This is a genomic window from Methanococcoides sp. AM1, assembly GCF_900774055.1.
In the GTDB taxonomy this organism is placed as follows: domain Archaea; phylum Halobacteriota; class Methanosarcinia; order Methanosarcinales; family Methanosarcinaceae; genus Methanococcoides.
The window spans coordinates 101,145-119,115 of record NZ_CAAGSW010000002.1 but is presented as its reverse complement, the minus strand read 5'-3'; the positions used below and the strand labels follow the sequence as shown (position 1 = coordinate 119,115).

General features: G+C 44.6%; 15 protein-coding genes. 7 read left to right on the top strand and 8 right to left on the bottom strand.

Annotated features, from left to right (window positions below):
• Nucleotides 1-29: 29 nt before the first annotated feature.
• The gene (gene metG / locus E7X57_RS03285; RefSeq protein WP_135610532.1) at nt 30-2,075 is read left to right on the top strand and encodes a methionine--tRNA ligase; all 2,046 of its coding nucleotides are present in this window, start codon (nt 30-32) and stop codon (nt 2,073-2,075) included.
• A gap of 942 nt (nt 2,076-3,017) precedes the next feature.
• Here metG and cyaB read toward each other — a convergent pair.
• The 5 genes from cyaB to E7X57_RS03255 are packed head-to-tail and all read right to left on the bottom strand — an operon-like array spanning nt 3,018 to nt 6,967.
• The gene (gene cyaB, locus E7X57_RS03275; protein WP_135610528.1) at nt 3,018-3,536 is read right to left on the bottom strand and encodes a class IV adenylate cyclase; all 519 of its coding nucleotides are present in this window, start codon (nt 3,534-3,536) and stop codon (nt 3,018-3,020) included.
• A 1-nt stretch (nt 3,537) separates the two neighbouring features.
• Nucleotides 3,538-3,927 (bottom strand): Zn-ribbon domain-containing OB-fold protein, encoded by a 390-nt coding sequence (locus E7X57_RS03270; RefSeq protein WP_135610526.1) that lies wholly within the window; start codon nt 3,925-3,927, stop codon nt 3,538-3,540.
• Between the two features lie 6 nt (nt 3,928-3,933).
• On the bottom strand, nt 3,934-5,106 hold the full coding sequence (locus tag E7X57_RS03265; protein WP_135610524.1) for a thiolase domain-containing protein: 1,173 nt from the start codon (nt 5,104-5,106) through the stop codon (nt 3,934-3,936).
• Nucleotides 5,107-5,117: 11 nt separating this feature from the next.
• Nucleotides 5,118-6,167, bottom strand: a complete 1,050-nt coding sequence (locus E7X57_RS03260) for a hydroxymethylglutaryl-CoA synthase (protein WP_135610522.1) — start codon at nt 6,165-6,167, stop codon at nt 5,118-5,120.
• A gap of 59 nt (nt 6,168-6,226) precedes the next feature.
• Complete coding sequence (locus tag E7X57_RS03255; protein WP_048193489.1) at nt 6,227-6,967, bottom strand: helix-turn-helix domain-containing protein; 741 nt, start codon at nt 6,965-6,967, stop codon at nt 6,227-6,229.
• Nucleotides 6,968-7,089: 122 nt separating this feature from the next.
• Between E7X57_RS03255 and E7X57_RS03250 the strand changes: the two genes are divergently transcribed.
• The 4 genes from E7X57_RS03250 (at nt 7,090) to E7X57_RS03235 (ending at nt 12,651) form a co-directional block, all read left to right on the top strand.
• A complete protein-coding gene (locus E7X57_RS03250; protein WP_135610520.1) occupies nt 7,090-7,911 on the top strand; it encodes a Dna2/Cas4 domain-containing protein in 822 nt (273 codons plus the stop codon).
• A gap of 53 nt (nt 7,912-7,964) precedes the next feature.
• Nucleotides 7,965-9,866, top strand: coding sequence for a phosphoadenosine phosphosulfate reductase family protein (locus tag E7X57_RS03245; protein WP_135610518.1), 1,902 nt, complete (start codon nt 7,965-7,967; stop codon nt 9,864-9,866).
• A 76-nt stretch (nt 9,867-9,942) separates the two neighbouring features.
• On the top strand, nt 9,943-11,559 hold the full coding sequence (purH, locus tag E7X57_RS03240) for a bifunctional phosphoribosylaminoimidazolecarboxamide formyltransferase/IMP cyclohydrolase (protein WP_135610515.1): 1,617 nt from the start codon (nt 9,943-9,945) through the stop codon (nt 11,557-11,559).
• A gap of 300 nt (nt 11,560-11,859) precedes the next feature.
• Nucleotides 11,860-12,651, top strand: coding sequence for a helix-turn-helix transcriptional regulator (locus E7X57_RS03235; protein WP_371413154.1), 792 nt, complete (start codon nt 11,860-11,862; stop codon nt 12,649-12,651).
• Here the strand turns inward: E7X57_RS03235 and E7X57_RS03230 are convergent.
• Nucleotides 12,638-13,570, bottom strand: coding sequence for a UbiA family prenyltransferase (locus tag E7X57_RS03230; RefSeq protein WP_135610513.1), 933 nt, complete (start codon nt 13,568-13,570; stop codon nt 12,638-12,640). The two genes, E7X57_RS03235 and E7X57_RS03230, sit on opposite strands and share 14 nt — an antisense overlap.
• A 251-nt stretch (nt 13,571-13,821) precedes the next feature.
• On the opposite strand from E7X57_RS03230, the gene E7X57_RS03225 reads away from it, so the two are divergent.
• Nucleotides 13,822-14,355, top strand: a complete 534-nt coding sequence (locus E7X57_RS03225; protein WP_135610511.1) for a hypothetical protein — start codon at nt 13,822-13,824, stop codon at nt 14,353-14,355.
• A 62-nt stretch (nt 14,356-14,417) separates the two neighbouring features.
• Entirely contained in the window at nt 14,418-15,773 is a 1,356-nt protein-coding gene (locus E7X57_RS03220; protein ID WP_135610509.1) for an MATE family efflux transporter, read from the top strand.
• Between the two features lie 24 nt (nt 15,774-15,797).
• Here the strand turns inward: E7X57_RS03220 and E7X57_RS03215 are convergent, their stop codons facing one another.
• The gene (locus E7X57_RS03215) at nt 15,798-16,640 is read right to left on the bottom strand and encodes a class I SAM-dependent methyltransferase (RefSeq protein ID WP_135610507.1); all 843 of its coding nucleotides are present in this window, start codon (nt 16,638-16,640) and stop codon (nt 15,798-15,800) included.
• 200 nt (nt 16,641-16,840) lie between these two features.
• Nucleotides 16,841-17,833 carry an aspartate-semialdehyde dehydrogenase gene (locus tag E7X57_RS03210; RefSeq protein WP_135610505.1) on the bottom strand — a complete coding sequence of 331 codons (993 nt, stop codon included), beginning with the start codon at nt 17,831-17,833 and terminating at the stop codon, nt 16,841-16,843.
• Nucleotides 17,834-17,971 lie beyond the last annotated feature (138 nt).

The following is a 17,971-nucleotide window of genomic DNA, read 5'->3' as shown; positions in this document are numbered from 1 at the left end:
AAGGAAACTAATGATAATGGAGATAAAAGATGTCCAAATTCCCATCCAATGAACCAGTCCTCGTAACATGCGGACTGCCATATGCAAATGGAAAGGCACACGTCGGCCATTTGCGCACATATATCCCTGCAGATATATTCACACGATCCCTCCGTAAGACCGGACAGGAGGTCACTTTCGTATGTGGTTCCGACACTCATGGAACACCCATCGTCTTCAACGCGGAAGAGCTGAACACCACCCCCAAGGAACTTATCAAAATATACCATAAGCATTTCGATGAGACCTTCAAGGAAATGAGCGTGATGTTCGATGCATTCGGCACGACCGATGACCAGACAAATCACGACCGTACTACTGAAATTGTCAACAAGCTTATCGAAAACGATTATGTTTTCCCAAAGACCATCGAGATCGCATATTGCCCGGCATGTGACCGGTCCCTTCCCGACAGGTATGTGAAAGGAAAATGCCCTCACTGCAAGGAAGAGGCAAGAGGAGATGAGTGTGACCAGGGGTGCGGAAAGCATCTTGAACCGGGAGAACTTGAGAATCCGACCTGCACCACATGCAACGGACCTGCTGAATACAGGAGTCAGGAGCACTTCTTCTTCAAGCTGTCCCAGTTCAAGGATTTCCTTATAGAGCATCTTGAAAACCTCGGAGGGACCCTCAATGCAAGGAACTATGCCCTTGGATGGGTCAAGCAGGAGCTGACCGACTGGTGCATCACAAGGAACCTTGAATGGGGAGTGCGCTTCCCGGGTCACGATGACCTTGTTGTCTACGTATGGGTGGATGCACCTATCGGATATATCGCGTTCACCGAGGAATGGGCTGAGGCAAACAATGAGAGCTGGGAGAAGTTCTGGAAAGAAGATTCCCGTATCATCCACTTCATCGGCGGAGATATCATCTACCACCACTGCATCTTCTGGCCGGCCATGCTCAAAGGTGCCGGATACACCCAGCCCTGGGCAGTTGTTGCATCAGGAATGGTGAAGATCGAGGATAAGACGTTCTCAAAGAGCCGCGGATATGTCGTATGGGTCGGAGAAGACTACCTCGACCACGGGTTCCACCCGGACCTGCTCCGTTACTACCTCGCAAGCTATACATCCCACACCAAGGAACTGAACTTCTCATGGGAAGTATTCCAGGACAAGATCAATACCGAACTTGTAGGAGTTTTCGGAAACTTCCTGTACAGGACACTCCTGTTCACCCACAAGAACTTCAAGGAAATACCTGCAGGAGAGATCAAGCAGGAAACCCTGGATGAGATCAATTCAACTATTGAAGCTGCAAATGAGGCAATGGAGAACTATGAGTTCAAGAAATATGCCGACAGCGTAATGGCACTGGCATCATATGGAAACAGCTATTTCCAGTCCAACGAACCATGGAAGCTCATCAAAGAGAACAAGGAAGCATGTGGAGAAGTTGTTGCAAACTGCATACAGCTTGGAAAAGCACTGTGCCTGCTCTTTGAACCGATACTGCCAGGCAAGATGGAAGATGCATGGAAGCAGGTCGGAATGACAACAGATGTGCATGCCGCAGGATATGCTGAAGCCACTGAACTTGTTAAGAGTGGTACACCACTTGAAAAACCATCCATCCTCTTTGAGAAGATAGAGGATGAAAAGACAGAACAGATGGAAGCTATTGCATCTGCAAGAGTTAAGGAAGCCATTGCAAAAGAAAGTGGCAAGGAAGAAAAAGAAGAACCAAAGGAGATGAAAGAACTGATCACATTCGACGACTTTTCAAAGCTTGACCTGAGAATAGGAACCATCGTTTCTGCTGAAGAGATAAAGAAATCCAAGAAACTGCTTAAGCTGCAGGTCGACCTTGGCGAAGAAGAAGCACGCCAGATCGTCGCCGGCATCAAGGAATCACACTCACCGGAAGAATTACCCGGCAAGCAGGTCCTTGTACTTACAAACCTCGCACCTGCAAAGCTTTGCGGAGTGGAGTCCAACGGTATGATACTTGCAGGAACCGACGAGGACGGCAAAGCAATCCTGTTGCAGCCTGAGAAAGGAACCAATGCCGGAAACGGCATAATGTAAACTTGAATTTGCATTTGTAAAATTAAGTGCAAGTATCAATTAAAACCGAACAAAAATACAAGTGAGAGATCAGATTCAATGATAAATTTAATTTGATCTCAAACCTGATTTAAAAAAAAGGAGAGATGCTCTCCTTTTATCTATACCAAACTTTTGGCTCTGTAGGAGTCTTTTTCTCTAAATTCAGCTAAGCTGATACAATTTTAATAATAAGAAGTTTCATGTTTCTGCTTGCAAAAAGGGATGTGAACTCCATGATACCAAAGAAAAAGATGAAGAACTATAAGACAGTTAAGTCTGACTTTTTACATAGCCGATATACAGGCACATTATGCCAACCGGCAAAAAACAGAGATTTAGATTAATCCCCCTTATTAAATTTCCAACTTAATAACAATCCAGCAGACAAGATACCCAATAATAAAAAATCCCATAAGTAAAATTTGGATTAAACGATCATCATGTACTATATTTTTAGCCACAACTCCACTAAGTACGTTCAAAGCAATGACTATAAAAACTGGAATTAAAATCCTTGACATCTTTTTCCTTTCCATGTTATCACCAAATAAAAAAAGCTAATCATAAATCAGCCTATACCAAATTCGAACCCTATATACTACTATTAACACTATCCATGAGATCATTATATATATTTTATCTTCAAATCATCAAAATATCAAAAAGAAAGCTGAATTTGTAATTACTTTTTTAGTAATAGCATATAATGGATGAAATATAAATTCGATGAAAATATCTATCCTCGACGTAATTTAGCTGAAACAATATTTTCAATTCTGAAGAGAAAGTATGGAGAGAATCCGTGCAAAAAGTATAGAACTTAAGTAAAAAAAGTGAAGCTAAAGTTATTGATACACAATCCTGAAAGGTATGTCAGTATCATGTGTTTTACCTGGTTGAGGATTTCCACATCGCCATCTTTTATTTCCCCATCAGCATCTCAAGATAGGATGTCCGGATGGAATCCTCTTTTTTTATCCCGATGCTTTCAAGGAACTCGAACAACCGTTCCCTGTGAAGATCAATATCCGAATCTGCCACTAATTCTACTTCCACGAACTCACCCAGGCCTTCAACTGAATCAAGGCAGATGGTGATATCATCGTATCGGTAGATATCCCGTGTTTTTTTTACAATTCCGGATTCAAAAAAACCAAGGGAGACAAGAATGTCCTTTGCTGCCTCTCCATCCACAGGAGTTTCAAATTCCTCCCTTGTCTTAGAGACGCTGTCGAGCTTCCTGCCCTTGTAGGTCATGCGCGTGCCACCGTTGACACTGCGCAATCTCAATGCTTCGTCAGTTTCTGCAAAATCACGATGAGGTGCATTGTAATACACATCAAGGTGCTCTTCAGTTCGGACCTTTAGTGCACCCATTACCAGGATCCTGTCCATGACAGGACCATGGTCAGCGCGCACCTTGATCTCGATCTCGATCATCTTATGCAGGAACGTATTTGGTTCCGTAATAGATCATACCATTGTCGCCGCTCTCACCGAGCTTCCTGAACACTGGCTTGACCTTCATCCCGATATGCGCATCCACAGGGTTACAAACTATCTGGCTTGTGAACCTTGGACCCTCTTCCAGCTGGACGATTCCAAGCACATAAGGAGCCTGATGTTCAAACCCTTCTGCTGCTGTGTGGATGATAGTGTAGGTCACTATCTCGCCGGGACCTGAAAACTTGTGAGACTCTATCTCACCATCACGCCTGCATTTAGGGCAGACGTTACGTGGGGGATAATAGTATGAATCACAGGTCTTGCAGTGTGTTCCAACCAGATTATACCTGTTTATCTGCTTTCTCCAGAATCTTGCTACAGACATCTAATATCACCTCTCCCTCGCTAAAATGTGTACAACTGCTGTCGCGCCGGAACCTCCGACGTTGTGAGTCATTCCAACCTCAGCACCGTCGACCTGACGTCCGCCAGCCTCTCCACGCAACTGCTGGGTTACCTCTACGACCTGCTTGATACCGGTAGCACCAACAGGATGACCACATGACTTCAGACCACCGGAAGTGTTCACAGCTACTTTTCCGCCGATCGCAGTCTCTCCCTCTTCAGTCATCTTTCCACCCTCGCCTTTCTTTGCAAAGCCAAGGTCCTCGATAGCACATATCTCTGCAATGGTGAAACAGTCATGGACCTCAACAAGATCGATGTCCTTAGTTGTCATCTTTGCCATCTCGAATGCACGCTTTCCTGCTGAAACGGATGCATCCAGTGTTGTGATGTCGCGGCGGTCATGCAGTGCAATGGTATCGCTTGCCTGTGCTGTTGCTTTTATGTATATAGGAGTGTCCGTGTACTCGTGTGCAACATCCGCAGGAGCCAGGACAACTGCCGCAGCACCATCTGTTATCGGAGAACAATCGAATATGTGTAATGGGTCTGCCACCATGATGGAGTTCAGTACACTGTCCACGGTTATAGGGCTCTTGTATTGTGCAATAGGATTCATGGAACCGTTCTTGTGGTTCTTGACCGCCACAGATGCCATCTGTTCGCTGGTAGTGCCATACTGATGCATGTGCATCCTTGCGATCATTGCATAAAGACCGGGGAACGTTGCCCCCATTATGCCTTCCCACTCACGATCTGCCGCTGCTGCCAGAGCTGAAGACGCTGCTGTGGATGAAACATCGGTCATCTTTTCAACACCTGCTGCCATCACAATATCCTCATGGCCTGAAGCAACTGCCATCACAGCCTGCCTGAATGCAAGACCACCTGAGGCACAGGCTGCTTCCACACGGGTTGAAGGAATATGAAGGTCCAATGCCAGACCTGAATAATCAGCGATCAAAGCACCAATGTGCTCCTGCTCAACGAATTGTCCGCCACTCATGTTACCGACATACATACCATCCAGCCTGTCGCCGCTAACTCCTGAATCCTCAATAGCTCCGATACCTGCTTCCACAACGATATCCCTGAAGGAGCGTTCCCACATCTCACCGAACTTTGTGTTCTTTACACCAATAATTGCTACGTCTCTCATATCAACACCCCTCATCCAAGCCTGATCTTTCCTTTATGCTTGGCATACATTGCATAGTCCATATAGATCGGATCTGCCAGCAGTCCTTCAACTGTAGGTGCAGCATCGCGGACCTCATCGATCTTGTCGGTCACTCTGAAACTGAAGGCATCTCCGCCAGCTCCTGAACCGAATGCTGTTGCGAATATCCTGTCACCTGGTTTTGCCTGGTCAAGTGTTGCGGCAATACCCATCATGCATGAACCGGAGTAGGTGTTGCCCAGCCTTGGAACGACCAGACCGGGTTTGATCTGCTCCTTGCTGAATCCCAGCATCTTGGCGACCCTTGAAGGGAACTTGCCGTTTGGCTGGTGAAAAACAGCATTATCATAATCAGAAGGTGATGTACCCATCTTTTCCATCAGGCCCTTTGCAGCACCGCTAACGTGCTTGAAATATCCTGGCTCTCCGGTGAACCTTCCACCGTGTTCAGGATAGGGCATACCCTCACGTCTCCAGAAATCAGGGGTATCAGTAGTAAATGAGTAAGTATCCTCAATGACCGCCACCATCTCAGATTCCTTGCTACCGATGATACAGGCGACACCACCTGCTGCTGCAGTGTATTCCAGTGCATCGCCAGGAGCTCCCTGGGAAACATCGGCACCAATGGCCAGTCCAAGATCTACCATTCCACTGGAGACCAGACCCATACATGCCTGGATCGCAGCCGTACCTGCCTTACAGGCAAATTCAAAATCAGCTGCTGTCATAACTGGTGTTGCCTCAATGGCCTCAGCTACAATAGTACTGGTAGGCTTTACAGCATAAGGGTGGCTTTCAGAACCCGTATAAACGGCCCCTATACGTTTGGGATCTATGTTGTTTCGTGCTACTGCGGACCTTGCAGCCTCCACTGCAATCGTAGCAGTATCCTCATCCATGTCAGGTACTGATTTTTCATTTACCATCAGGCCTGCACTGAGAATATCTGCGTCATCTCCCCATACACGGGCGATATCTTCTACTTTTATCCTGTATTTAGGAATATAAGCACCATACGAGACAATCCCTACACTCATTTTTATTCACCTTTTGATGTATTAAAAGTTTTCAAGATGTATCTAAAAGAGATACTCTTTCACTCGATTATATGATACTGGCTGTACTTTTTCAGGACATCCACCAGTTCATCAATATCCATTGTCGTTGCAAGAAGTGGTATCCGATCTATCTCTGCCATCTTCCTGGCCATCGGATCTACCTGATTACCCCTTATTCCGTGAATGACCACTGCACCTGGTTTCAGATTCGTGACGCGGATAGCCACCATTGGTGATTTTCCGGTAGAGACCTTTGTGAATATCATTGCACGCTCGGTACTCCAGCCATACAATTTCTGGAACTCATGGGATGAAAGCTCAAGAATGGCCTTTTTACTGTCCACAACAGTGAAACCGTAAAGCGGCTTTTCAACTCCTTTGTTCACAACATCTGCTTCGATCAGGGTTGCAAGCTTTGCAAGCTGTATAGGATACGTATATTCATACGTGGCATACACTGCCTTGGCACCCGGATCAGTATAAAGCATACCTTCATAGCTATGGATCTTCTGTCCACCTTTGGAGGTATCGATCTCCAGAAGTGCGTCTACGATCTTACTTACAATAAGAGTACCGGGAGATTTCCTTCTGCCACTTTCATAATCACTTATCACAGAAGGAGATACACCAAGATAACCAGACAGATCGGTTTGGGCAATATCAAAGTTCAATCGCCACTTCTTCAAAGCCTCTCCGGGCTTCTCAGATAAAGTGATCTCACCTGCCATCTTTTCAGCCAAACGCTGACGGATGTTCTCATGGGCCATATCTTCGGTCATGCTTCGTTAGTCAAGAGGATTAATCTACATATATATTTAGCGTATGGTATTACGACAATTGACGAATAAAAATCCTTATGTTGTTCAAGTATTTATAAAATGCCGATAATGTTCTATAAATCATGCCCTTGATAGATCTCAAACTGCATGCAAATGTTTCTGAACTGACCCTGTACCTAAAGTGTCCCCGACAGGTCTACTATGCTTACCGAAACCATAAGCTTGCTCCGGAAATAACCCCAGAATACCTTGAGCACATGATGCTAAAGGAACTTTCCCTTGGATATCCTGATGCTATTGAGAGAGCTACGGGTGAAAAACAGAATATCCATGACGAACTTAACATCGAAATGGAGCGTGTAAAGACCGAGCTGGAACTAATATATTCGACCGAGCTGCGAGACCTGCCTTTCAAAGTGCTGGAAACTGCTGAAAATGTTGTTTCTGAGCAGATCGACAGCATTGCCATGAACCTTTCGGAAACTATCAGACAACATGGTCGGGAAGAGATCATACAGATGATCAGGCCATGCCGCACAGAGCCGGTATTGCACTCCGACAAACTGAAGATGACCGGGATACCTTCTGCAATTGTGCACTACAAAGAAAAGATGGTACCGCTTAGTATCAGAACAGGTAAATGCCCGGATTCCGGTGTTTGGGGAAATGACAGGATCCACATTGCAGCCATTGCAATGCTTCTCGAAGACAACTACGAGGATAGTGTCGAGCATGGTTTTGTTCAATATGCAAGACATGGAAATATCCGAAAAGTAAAGATCAGACCGGAAGACCGCCGACAAGTTCTGAAAATACGAAAGCGTGTTGACACTATAAAGGAAGGGGTCCTGCCTGAAAGAAAAGAAGGCACCATCTGCAAATATTGCAATTTTAAAAAATTCTGCACTACTGCGAAGTCATCTCTTGCTTCCAAACTCTTTTGAAAAGGTTCCAGCACCCAAAACCTATTTATGCATTCTTCCAGTGACCAACTACGATGTCAAAACCTGTATATCTTGGAAAACTGCTTCTCCACTGGTGCAGTCATTGCAATGTGCCCGTACTTGGGAAAAAATGCAGTTGTGGGGAAAGCACTCAAAAGGTTGAGGTCACCCCTCCCGGCGATATACGTCCGGCATTCCAGTATGACATCGATCATATCAATGCCGTTTCACTAAAACAGTTCAACGCACCGCTTATACCGGAAGGTCATCTTGTTGTAATGAACAAGGCCCCATACGATGACAGGATGGAAGAGATCATCGTTGACGGAGAGGTTCTCGCAAGCATTCGTTTTGAGATAGAAAAGCTGCAGTGGGTATTGTTGCCAAGACTACCCGGCGCAAGACGTCTTTTCGAAGGAAAGGACCTCAAGGACATGAAGGGATGGGTCGTACTGGACAGCGGAGCTGTGAGTTTCATATTAAAGGGTGCAAGCGTACTTGCACCGGGGATCGTTGATGCCGACCCGGAGATACAGATTTCCGATGAGGCGGTCGTACTTACTCCCGAAGGAGATATAATAGCTGCCGGTCGAGCACGCATGTCAGGTGCCGATATGCTGGAACACAAGCGTGGTGTCGGTGTCAAGACCCGCTGGAAAGGCAAGCCTGAAAAACTGAGCGTTCCTGAAGGTGGCCAGACCTGGGACGATGCCGTTGAGGCGAACTCTATCATCCTCGAGCGTTTTGAGGAGAAAGCACATTCATTTATCAAAAACGTAAACGAGACCGTTAAAAAACCGGTCACTGTCTCATATTCCGGTGGCAAGGACAGTCTTGCGGTACTACAACTGACAAGTGAATGCCTGGAAGATTTTGATCTTCTCTTTGCAGACACCGGACTGGAATTCCCTGAAACCGTCGAGAATGTAAAAGAGATCGAGAAATTATACAATAAGCCCCTCAGGACAAAAGATGCAAAGGAAGCATTCTGGGACAGCGTTGATAATTTCGGACCGCCATCTGTGGAAGCACGCTGGTGCTGCAAGGTATGTAAGCTCGGCCCCATCACACAGATAATCGAAGAGAACTACGAGAACGGATGTCTCACTTTTATCGGCCAGAGAAAGTATGAGTCCGATGCCCGGGCAAAGAGCGAACGTGTGTGGAAGAACCCATGGGTAGGGAACCAGGTGGGGGCATCCCCAATACAGGACTGGACCGCAATGCACGTCTGGCTTTATATTTTCAAGACCGGGGTACCATACAACGTGATGTATGAACGCGGTTTTGACAGGATAGGATGCTGGTTGTGCCCGTCCTCATCACTGGCAGACATTGTGCGTTTAAAGGAAACACACCCACAGATGGAAAAGAGACTTAATGACTACCTGCTGGAATATGCAGAGCGTATGGGACTCTCGAAAGAGTGGGTGGACCATGGATTATGGAGATGGCAGACCCTGCCGCCTGCCATTGCAGAAGTGGCAAAACAGAAAGGGATCAATATCATACCAAAGAGCGAAGTAAAGGGTAACCTGAACTTTGCTGTGACCTCCGGATACAGGCCATGCCGCGAAGGTGGAATGTCTGCAGAAGGCAGCTTTGGCATTGCACTTGACATGGAGCTTATTGAAAATACCGGACAGCTTCGTGCTGCCGGAAAGCCTGCTTATATTGAGGGGGTCGCTTCAGTACAGCATGACGATGACCGTGCACAGATCTTTGCCTCAGGAACGATCACTGCAAGAGGCAATGACGAGAAGAGTGCACGCAAGTTCATGACAAATGTGGAAAGATCGGTCAGACGTGCCCTGAAATGCATGGGCTGTGGCGTCTGTGTGGGAAAATGCCCAAACAACTCCATTACCGTCAAAAACGAGAAAGCAGTCATTGGAAAGACATGCACCCACTGTGGTGCCTGTATTGAAATTTGTCCGATCGTGAAATTTGGATGATGAAGCGGACCAATGTATTAAATTGGCCAACCAGAACGTTTATACATAATATATAACAACATAATTTGGTGATTTTTTGGTAAAAAGAGCACTGCTGAGCGTCTCTGACAAAACTGGAATCGTAGAGTTTGCAAGAGGACTGGAGCAACTGAACATAGAGATCATATCGACCGGCGGAACTGCAAGGATGCTCCGTGATGCGGGTATTGAGACTACCGATGTCTCAGAAGTGACCGGATTCCCTGAAATGATGGGAGGCCGTGTAAAGACCTTGCATCCAAGGATACACGGTGGCCTTTTGTGCCTGAGAGAAAATGCTTCACACATGGGAGAGGCAGAAAAGGAATCTATAGAACTTATCGACATGGTTGCAGTCAACCTTTATCCCTTTGAGATAACAGTATCAAAGGAAGGTGTTAACCTTGAAGAAGCGATCGAGAATATAGATATCGGCGGACCTACATTGTTACGCTCTGCTGCAAAGAACTACTCATCTGTCGCCGTGGTATGTGACCCGGAGGATTATGGACACATACTCAAGGAATTAAGGTCAACAGGCATAGTTTCTGACAAGACAAGGGAAAACCTTGCAGTCAAGGCATTCCGCCACACTGCAAACTATGACAGCACCATTGACACATACCTGAGCAAAACACTGCTCGGCGAGGACGTTCTTCGTATGAGCTTCACCGATGGCGTCAAACTGCGTTATGGTGAGAACTGGCATCAAGAAGCAACATTTTACAAAGAGAAAGGAATTGAAGGACCTGCACTCTCAAATACAAAACAACTGCATGGAAAAGAGCTTTCCTATAACAACTATGTTGATGCCGACAATGCACTCCAGACCATCAAAGAGGTCGGGAACAGGAAACCTGCTGTTGCTATTGTCAAGCACAATAACCCCTGCGGACTTGCAACCGGAAATACCCTTACTGAAGCATTGCAGCATGCATGGGACGGCGACCCCATATCCGCCTTTGGCAGTATAATCTGCACTAACACCGTATTCGACATGGAATCTGCAGAATTCCTCAAAGGAAAGTTCGTCGAGATCATCCTTGCACCGGGATTCGAGCATGATGCGCTGCAATACCTGAAGGATAAGAGCGCGAACCTTCGCTTGCTTGAGCTTCCACAGTTCAATGAGAGCTTTGACACAGACAGCACCTACAAGTATGTCATTGGAGGTATGCTAAAACAGCAAAGGAATGTCGGCCTCTATGAGAAGTGGGAATGTGTAACAGATGCACAATATCCTGAAGACAAGCGTGAACTATCCGAGTTCTGTATCGCTGCCTGTAAGAGTACAAAGTCAAACTCAGTAACTCTGGCATATGAATACAGCGAAGAATGTTTTGTGATGGTCTCAATGGGTGCAGGACAACCAAACCGTGTTGATTCTATCCGCAAGCTTGCAACCACAAAAGCAAGAGAGAACCTGGAAATGATCTACGAAAGGGAGAAGCCGGAGATATCCTTTGAAGAGTACTGGGAATCCATACTTTCCGAATGTGTTATGGCATCGGATGCTTTCTTCCCGTTCGACGACAGCATAATCCATGCTGACGAAAGCAACATCAAATATATCATATCCCCAGGCGGATCGATCAGAGATGATGAAGTCATCAATACTGCAAATCGCCTGAACATATCGATGGTATTCACAGGAATGAGACACTTCCTGCACTGAAAGACAAAAAAGAATGCATGTAACTGCATACATTCTTTTAAATTCCCTTTTTAATATCTTTTCTTGCATCTGATCCAGCTGGAGGAATTCCTTACAGAAGATGTTCAATAACATCAATTTGTATTTCAGTAAAAATATTAGAAAAATATAGATTTAATTAATAATTTCGATTTCATTAGCCATCTTACAATAGAAAATAGTACTGTGTCTCTTTGGGTCAATTCAATTAAAATATAGAAACACTTAAATAATACATCCCGAACTATATATACAATTGATACAGAATCCACCTTGGAGTTGGTGCAACTGAAATCTACAGGGTTACTGAGCATATTAACATTTTCCGAAAAAAGAAAGGATCTTCTGTTCTTGTTAGAAAAGGAACCTCGATCATTATCCCAGATCAGGGAATATTTTAATGTCAGTTCGCCAGAGATATCTCCCCGACTGAAAGAGATGGAAGCTGCAAATTTTATCTACAAGGATGAAAAAGAATATCACATAACCCCCATCGGCAGAGTTGCAGCTAAACACCTGAAACCACTGATCGATACCCTTTGTTCAATAGAAAAAAATGAGACATTCTGGAAAGAACACATTCTTGAAGGCATCCCACAGCATCTTCTTGACAGGATAAATGAACTTGGCGAATGTACCATCCATGAAGAAGGTCTTGAGAACATATATGATTCCCATAAGAACTTCCTGAATAGCATTGCAGAATCAAAAGAGATCTACGGGGTTTCTTCAATATTCATACCCAGATACCCCGAATTCTTCGCAAACCTTGCAAAGAATAATGTCCCCACGTCTCTGATACTAACCAGAAATGTATTTGAAAAAGTTAAAAATGAGTACACAGAAACGATGCAGATGTACCTGGATTCAGATAACACAAACCTTTACCTGATCGAAAGCTCCAGGGTTGCATTCGTCGCGACAGATAACTTCTTTTCCATGTCACTCTTTTTCAAGAATGGGAGCTATGACCCACAGAGAGATCTGATGGGGACCGGCCAAACCGTTGCAAACTGGGGAAAAGAACTCTTTGAGCATTACAAAAAAGAGGCCAGGGAAATTACATCCCTGTAAATGCCTTTAATCCTACTATCATACTCGATTCACCATCTACAGCAAACAAGCGTTTGTGCATTCTACCCTTTGATTCATTTTCCGTAGGCACTGTGAACCTGCTTATGCAGATCATTCCTGCAATGAAGCTGTAAACCAGAATAACAGGCTCATAGGCAATGGTCTCTGAAAGTATCAAAAGTCCCAGAAGAGAGTGGGAGAACAGATGCATACCCAACAGGAGATCACGGGTCCTCTGTGGCCCAAGACTCACGGGAAGGGTCTTGATGCCTGCAAGAGCATCACCTTTGATATCCTTGAAATCATAGATGGATGAATTAACGAAAAGTTTGATGCCAAAGAAAAGGAAGACTGCGACCACAGGGAAAAGGCTTTCAGCATACCATCCCGCAATACCGGCAATAAAAGCACCCCATGTCGTACCTACAACAAGATTCTTTACTCCAAGACCACCTTTTAGTTTCAGATGATGCTTGCCTACCTTCAGACCTTTACTGTAAAGATAACCGGTAACCAGAGGAAGGAAAGCAAGAAGCAATATTCCATCGAGGAACAGGAAATAGGCACCTGCTAAAAATGCAAGCAACGAAACGAAGAGTGCTACATCCCTTCTCGCCCCTGTAAGCTCGGACCTGTTGACAGTATCTTCTTCTGAATCAAGTGCACGATCCAGTGTATATACAGCATATACGACAAGACCACCTGCTATGCAGGAAAGAATGTTAAATTGCATCTGAAGCAGAATAAAAGCAAGATATATCCTTAAAGCCCCGGATATCGAGACCAGTGTGGAACTGTTCAACAAATGAAGGGTTGGCCACAGCCCTGAAATGTCTGGGAAAACAAAATTATTGTTGTTACTGTTGTTGTTTTTCGGATAGCTCAACTGATTTGTGGAAATAACTGTTTTTTCAGCCATGCATATAATAGTAGTGGACTTGCTGATATTATTAAAGTAAAAGAGGATTATACTATTGGACTAATTTAGACTACCTAACTAAAAAATAACTAAATCACTAATATATACTCTTGATAAAATAACTACCAATTACATTACACTATCCGGATGAAGTATCTGGAAATGATCTAAAAGAGCAGAAAAACGAAGAGTTCAGAATGTTCGAATTGATGTTTGAACAACTATATCCTAAGAACTCAAGAGGCTGAAAAATGAAAAACTGTTGTCTTGCAATACTTACAACGGCTGAAAGCCATACAGATATAGAGCAGCATGGATATGCCATAACCTGCTGCAAAGAATCTTCCAACCTGAAGAGCATGTGGAAACTAAAGATGATGGACATTCGATTCAGATCTACCACCCCTCTAAAAACATCCATGAACCTCTCATTCGAGGAACATTCACATTACTGGACAGATACGGAAGGTCTGAACATACACATCGGTTTCTGCGACACAAATGTGATCGGACATTCAAAAAAAGTGATAAGTAAATTTATTTCCAACATATTTCTAGAAGAATTTCCCGATATGGAACCTTCAAATGCCATATCTTTTGGTTATGATCTTTCAGATAAGATCACCATGTTAGACCGTATGAATCCAGGAAAGGACAACTTCAGACGGGTCCGGATCGAATGGTCATCCATGGCACTTGTTTTTTTCTACAATGAAACACAACCTAATGATATCATCCCCTTATTGATAGACGACCGGTACCACAATATCCATAAAAAGAGATAATACGGAACTGATTTATAAGGTGTTTTCTTTCTCACCACCAAACCTTCTCGAGGAAAACACCAATGAACGCCAGAGCCCGGATGCTTGCAGAAGAGAGCATCTCAAAGGTCCTTTTCAAACTATCAGTACCAGCAACCATAGGAATGGTAGTTCAGGCACTGTACAGCCTTGTGGACACAATATTTGTCGGGAGGGCACTTGGGGTTGAGAGTGTACAGGGAATAGCAGGTATTACAATAGCATTCCCGATCCAGATGATAATAATGGGAGTTGCACTTACAATTGGAATTGGAAGTGCGTCCATAATATCAAGAAGCCTTGGCTCAAAGGACTACAAACGTGCGGATATTGCACTTGGTAATGCCATTTCTGCGATACTGGCACTCAGCATACTTATCACAGTACTTGGAAGCATTTACATCATCCCCCTTCTGAAACTGTTCGGTGCTACTGAGACCATACTGCCATTCGCATTTGACTATACGAGAATAATATTGTATGGAACAATCGTTTTTGCATTCTCAATGACAGTCAATAATATAGTTCGTGCAGAAGGCAATGCAAAGGTTGCCATGCTGACAATGCTCATATCTGCCGGACTGAACATAATACTTGACCCGATATTTATTTTTGGGCTTGATATGGGAATAGAAGGTGCTGCCATAGCAACCGTAATATCACAGGCTATCAGCGCCATCTACCTGGTACATTATTTCAGTAGTGGAATGAGCGGCCTGAATTTTCATGCAAGCAACCTCATCCCCCATTCCGACGTATTCAAGGAAACCGTTACCATCGGGGCATCCTCTTTTGCAAGAAGTGCATCCAGTAGCCTGATGATAATTGTAATAAACAACGCACTGGCGATCTATGGAGGAGACATACCCATAGCAGTCTTTGGTGTTGTTAACCGCCTTTTCATGTTCACTTTCATGCCAATGATAGGCATAGTGCAGGGATTACAACCTATTGTAGGATTTAATTATGGTGCAAAGAACTTTGACAGGGTCATTAGCTCAACGTTACTTGCAATTAAGGTCACCACCGTAATATCGATGGCAGGATTCCTGCTGCTGTTCCTATTTCCATCCCAGCTTTTCAGCATCTTTACCACAGACCAGCAATTGATAGATGCAGGCACGTCTGCCACACGCATCATGGTGCTTGCAGTACCATTTGTCGGATTCCAGATAGTAGGAGCATCAATCTACCAGACACTTGGAAAAGCCAGACCTGCATTCATCCTTTCTATCAGCCGTCAGGTCCTGTTCCTGATACCCCTTGTATTGATACTACCACGATTTTTCCAGCTGGAAGGGATCTGGATAGCATTTCCGATATCGGATGGACTTTCCTTCCTTGTTACCTTTGTAATGCTGGCAAAGGAATATAGTGCTTTTAAGAGCACCAGCGCATAATGTAACGAGGGAACGTCCAGAAAATTATTTGTTGTTGTCCCACCACATCCTGACCCGCATAGTATCACCAAGGTGCAGTATAGAGCCATCTTCGTTCTGAGGCAGGACAGTCCCCAGATATTCCCTCAGGATCCCCAGTTTTTCAGGAGTATATGCCCGGTAGTGCGGAATGTAGTGTTTTACAGCATCCTCCAGTGAAGAGAAGAACATGCTTCGCTCTATCGGGAACACGTTCATGTTAGGATAGATGCCCATATCGTAGAGAACGTTGTACATTATGTTGCACTTGGGAGAGCTATGATATTCCTCATTGTGAAGGGCAGGCCATATGGCACTATATTGTTCATCCCATGATGTTTCCCCTGCAAACCAGTAAATGTAGACGGAGCCGCTGGAAACTGCCTGTATCTTTTCAAAGGCCTGCCTGATATCGGGGACGCTAAGTGAATAGGAAGCAATGACAACATCATAGTCATCACCCACCTCTTCGATATTGATGTCTTCCCAGCCTTTGTGTATGCACCGGATGTTGTCGAGGTTCATCTCATCAATATTTTCCTGCAGAACAGACATCATACCATCAGATGGTTCAACAGCAACAACTTCCCTGACAAGCTTTGAGATAGGAATGGCAAGTGCTCCCGGTCCTGCACCGACATCAAGAACTCGCGAATCCGGCTTAAGATTGATCTCGGCCAAAGTATGCTCAACCCTGGCAGCACCCTTGTCCCTGGACATTTCCCAGTAACGTCTGGCACTTTCTTTGGTCCCCCAGATATCCACCTTTTCCGATGAACCATCAACTTCATTATAAAGTCTCATCTGTTCCTTCCATACTTCGTTCCAGTCGATGTCCCTGATATCCATAGACAGGAATATGAGAAGTTATCAAAAAAAGATTATGCTCCAAAAAATAAAAAGAGCAAATCAAAAAATGTCAATATTCAGAAAATAAGGAAACTTAGAAGAATGAGGATTAAAAGAACAAAATGAGTGGAAAACGAAGAAGGAAGAGGAAAGAGAACTACACATGAGTCCCCTTTCCCCAGCAAATACAAGATGCTTTATTAAAGTTTTTCAGCGATCTGCACAGCATTCAAAGCGGCGCCCTTAAGGATCTGGTCACCACATACGAAGAACTCAAGGCCATGGTCACCGAATACAAGGTTCCGCCTGATCCTGCCAACTTCCACGTCATACTTTTTGGTGGCGGTAAGTGGCATTGGGTAAACGTTGTTCCCGATGTCATCTTTTAGTTCAATGCCCTCGGTTTCACCCAATAATTTCTTTGCATCCTCGGGAGAGATCGGCTTTTCGGTCTCGATAACTATGCTTTCCCCATGTACCCTCATGGTAGGGATCCTTACACAGGTGCAGCTGATAGCCATATCAGGTTCACTGAATATTTTCCTGGTTTCCCAGACCACTTTCATTTCCTCACGGGTGTAATCGTTGTCCTGGAAACTGTCGATATGCGGAATTGTGTTAAAGACAATAGGATGAGCAAAGACCTCGTTCTTAGCCTCTTTGCCTTCCAGGTAATTTCTGGTTTCCTCTGTCAGTTCACTCATTCCGGCAGCTCCGGCTCCGCTGGTAGCCTGGTAGGTACTGATAATGACCTTCTTCAGACCATATTCCTTGTGGAGGTTGTAAAGAGGGATGGCTGCAATGGCTGTCGTACAGTTAGGATTCGCGATGAGCTTTGAGTCACCAATGGCATCGGTGTTGATCTCAGGAACTACCAGTGGCACTTCATCATCATACCTGAAAGCACTGCTGTTGTCGATCACATAGCAGCCTGCATCTGTTGCCTTTTTGGCATTTTCCTTGCTCCAGCTTCCACTGATAGCAAAAAATGCAATGTCAAGCTGTGAATAATCTGCCGAGCCGGCATTTTCAATAGTGATGTCACCGAAAGGTGTCTCGATCGTTTTACCTGCACTTCTTTCTGATGCGTAGAGCCTTAAGCTTTCCACAGGAAAGTTCCTGTCATGAAGAACTTCAATAATTTCCCTGCCCACTGCACCAGTAGCACCCATAATTCCTATCTTGTAACTCATTTTTCTTCATCCATTAGTTGCTGAGAGTCCATGAAAACCCTGAGTTTCTTTATTAGCATCAATTATATTATGTGAAATTGTGTGAATCCTGCTTTTTTGGAGATATCAAAATTACCCAAATTGGTCAGCAATTCCACT

Coding starts and splice junctions, on each gene's coding strand:
- metG (WP_135610532.1), top strand. CDS start 30: ATGTCCAAATTCCCATCCAATGAACCAGTCCTCGTAACATGCGGACTG.
- cyaB (WP_135610528.1), bottom strand. CDS start 3,536: ATGATCGAGATCGAGATCAAGGTGCGCGCTGACCATGGTCCTGTCATG.
- E7X57_RS03270 (WP_135610526.1), bottom strand. CDS start 3,927: ATGTCTGTAGCAAGATTCTGGAGAAAGCAGATAAACAGGTATAATCTG.
- E7X57_RS03265 (WP_135610524.1), bottom strand. CDS start 5,106: ATGAGAGACGTAGCAATTATTGGTGTAAAGAACACAAAGTTCGGTGAG.
- E7X57_RS03260 (WP_135610522.1), bottom strand. CDS start 6,167: ATGAGTGTAGGGATTGTCTCGTATGGTGCTTATATTCCTAAATACAGG.
- E7X57_RS03255 (WP_048193489.1), bottom strand. CDS start 6,967: ATGACCGAAGATATGGCCCATGAGAACATCCGTCAGCGTTTGGCTGAA.
- E7X57_RS03250 (WP_135610520.1), top strand. CDS start 7,090: ATGCCCTTGATAGATCTCAAACTGCATGCAAATGTTTCTGAACTGACC.
- E7X57_RS03245 (WP_135610518.1), top strand. CDS start 7,965: ATGTCAAAACCTGTATATCTTGGAAAACTGCTTCTCCACTGGTGCAGT.
- E7X57_RS03230 (WP_135610513.1), bottom strand. CDS start 13,570: ATGGCTGAAAAAACAGTTATTTCCACAAATCAGTTGAGCTATCCGAAA.
- E7X57_RS03225 (WP_135610511.1), top strand. CDS start 13,822: ATGAAAAACTGTTGTCTTGCAATACTTACAACGGCTGAAAGCCATACA.
- E7X57_RS03220 (WP_135610509.1), top strand. CDS start 14,418: ATGAACGCCAGAGCCCGGATGCTTGCAGAAGAGAGCATCTCAAAGGTC.
- E7X57_RS03215 (WP_135610507.1), bottom strand. CDS start 16,640: ATGGATATCAGGGACATCGACTGGAACGAAGTATGGAAGGAACAGATG.
- E7X57_RS03210 (WP_135610505.1), bottom strand. CDS start 17,833: ATGAGTTACAAGATAGGAATTATGGGTGCTACTGGTGCAGTGGGCAGG.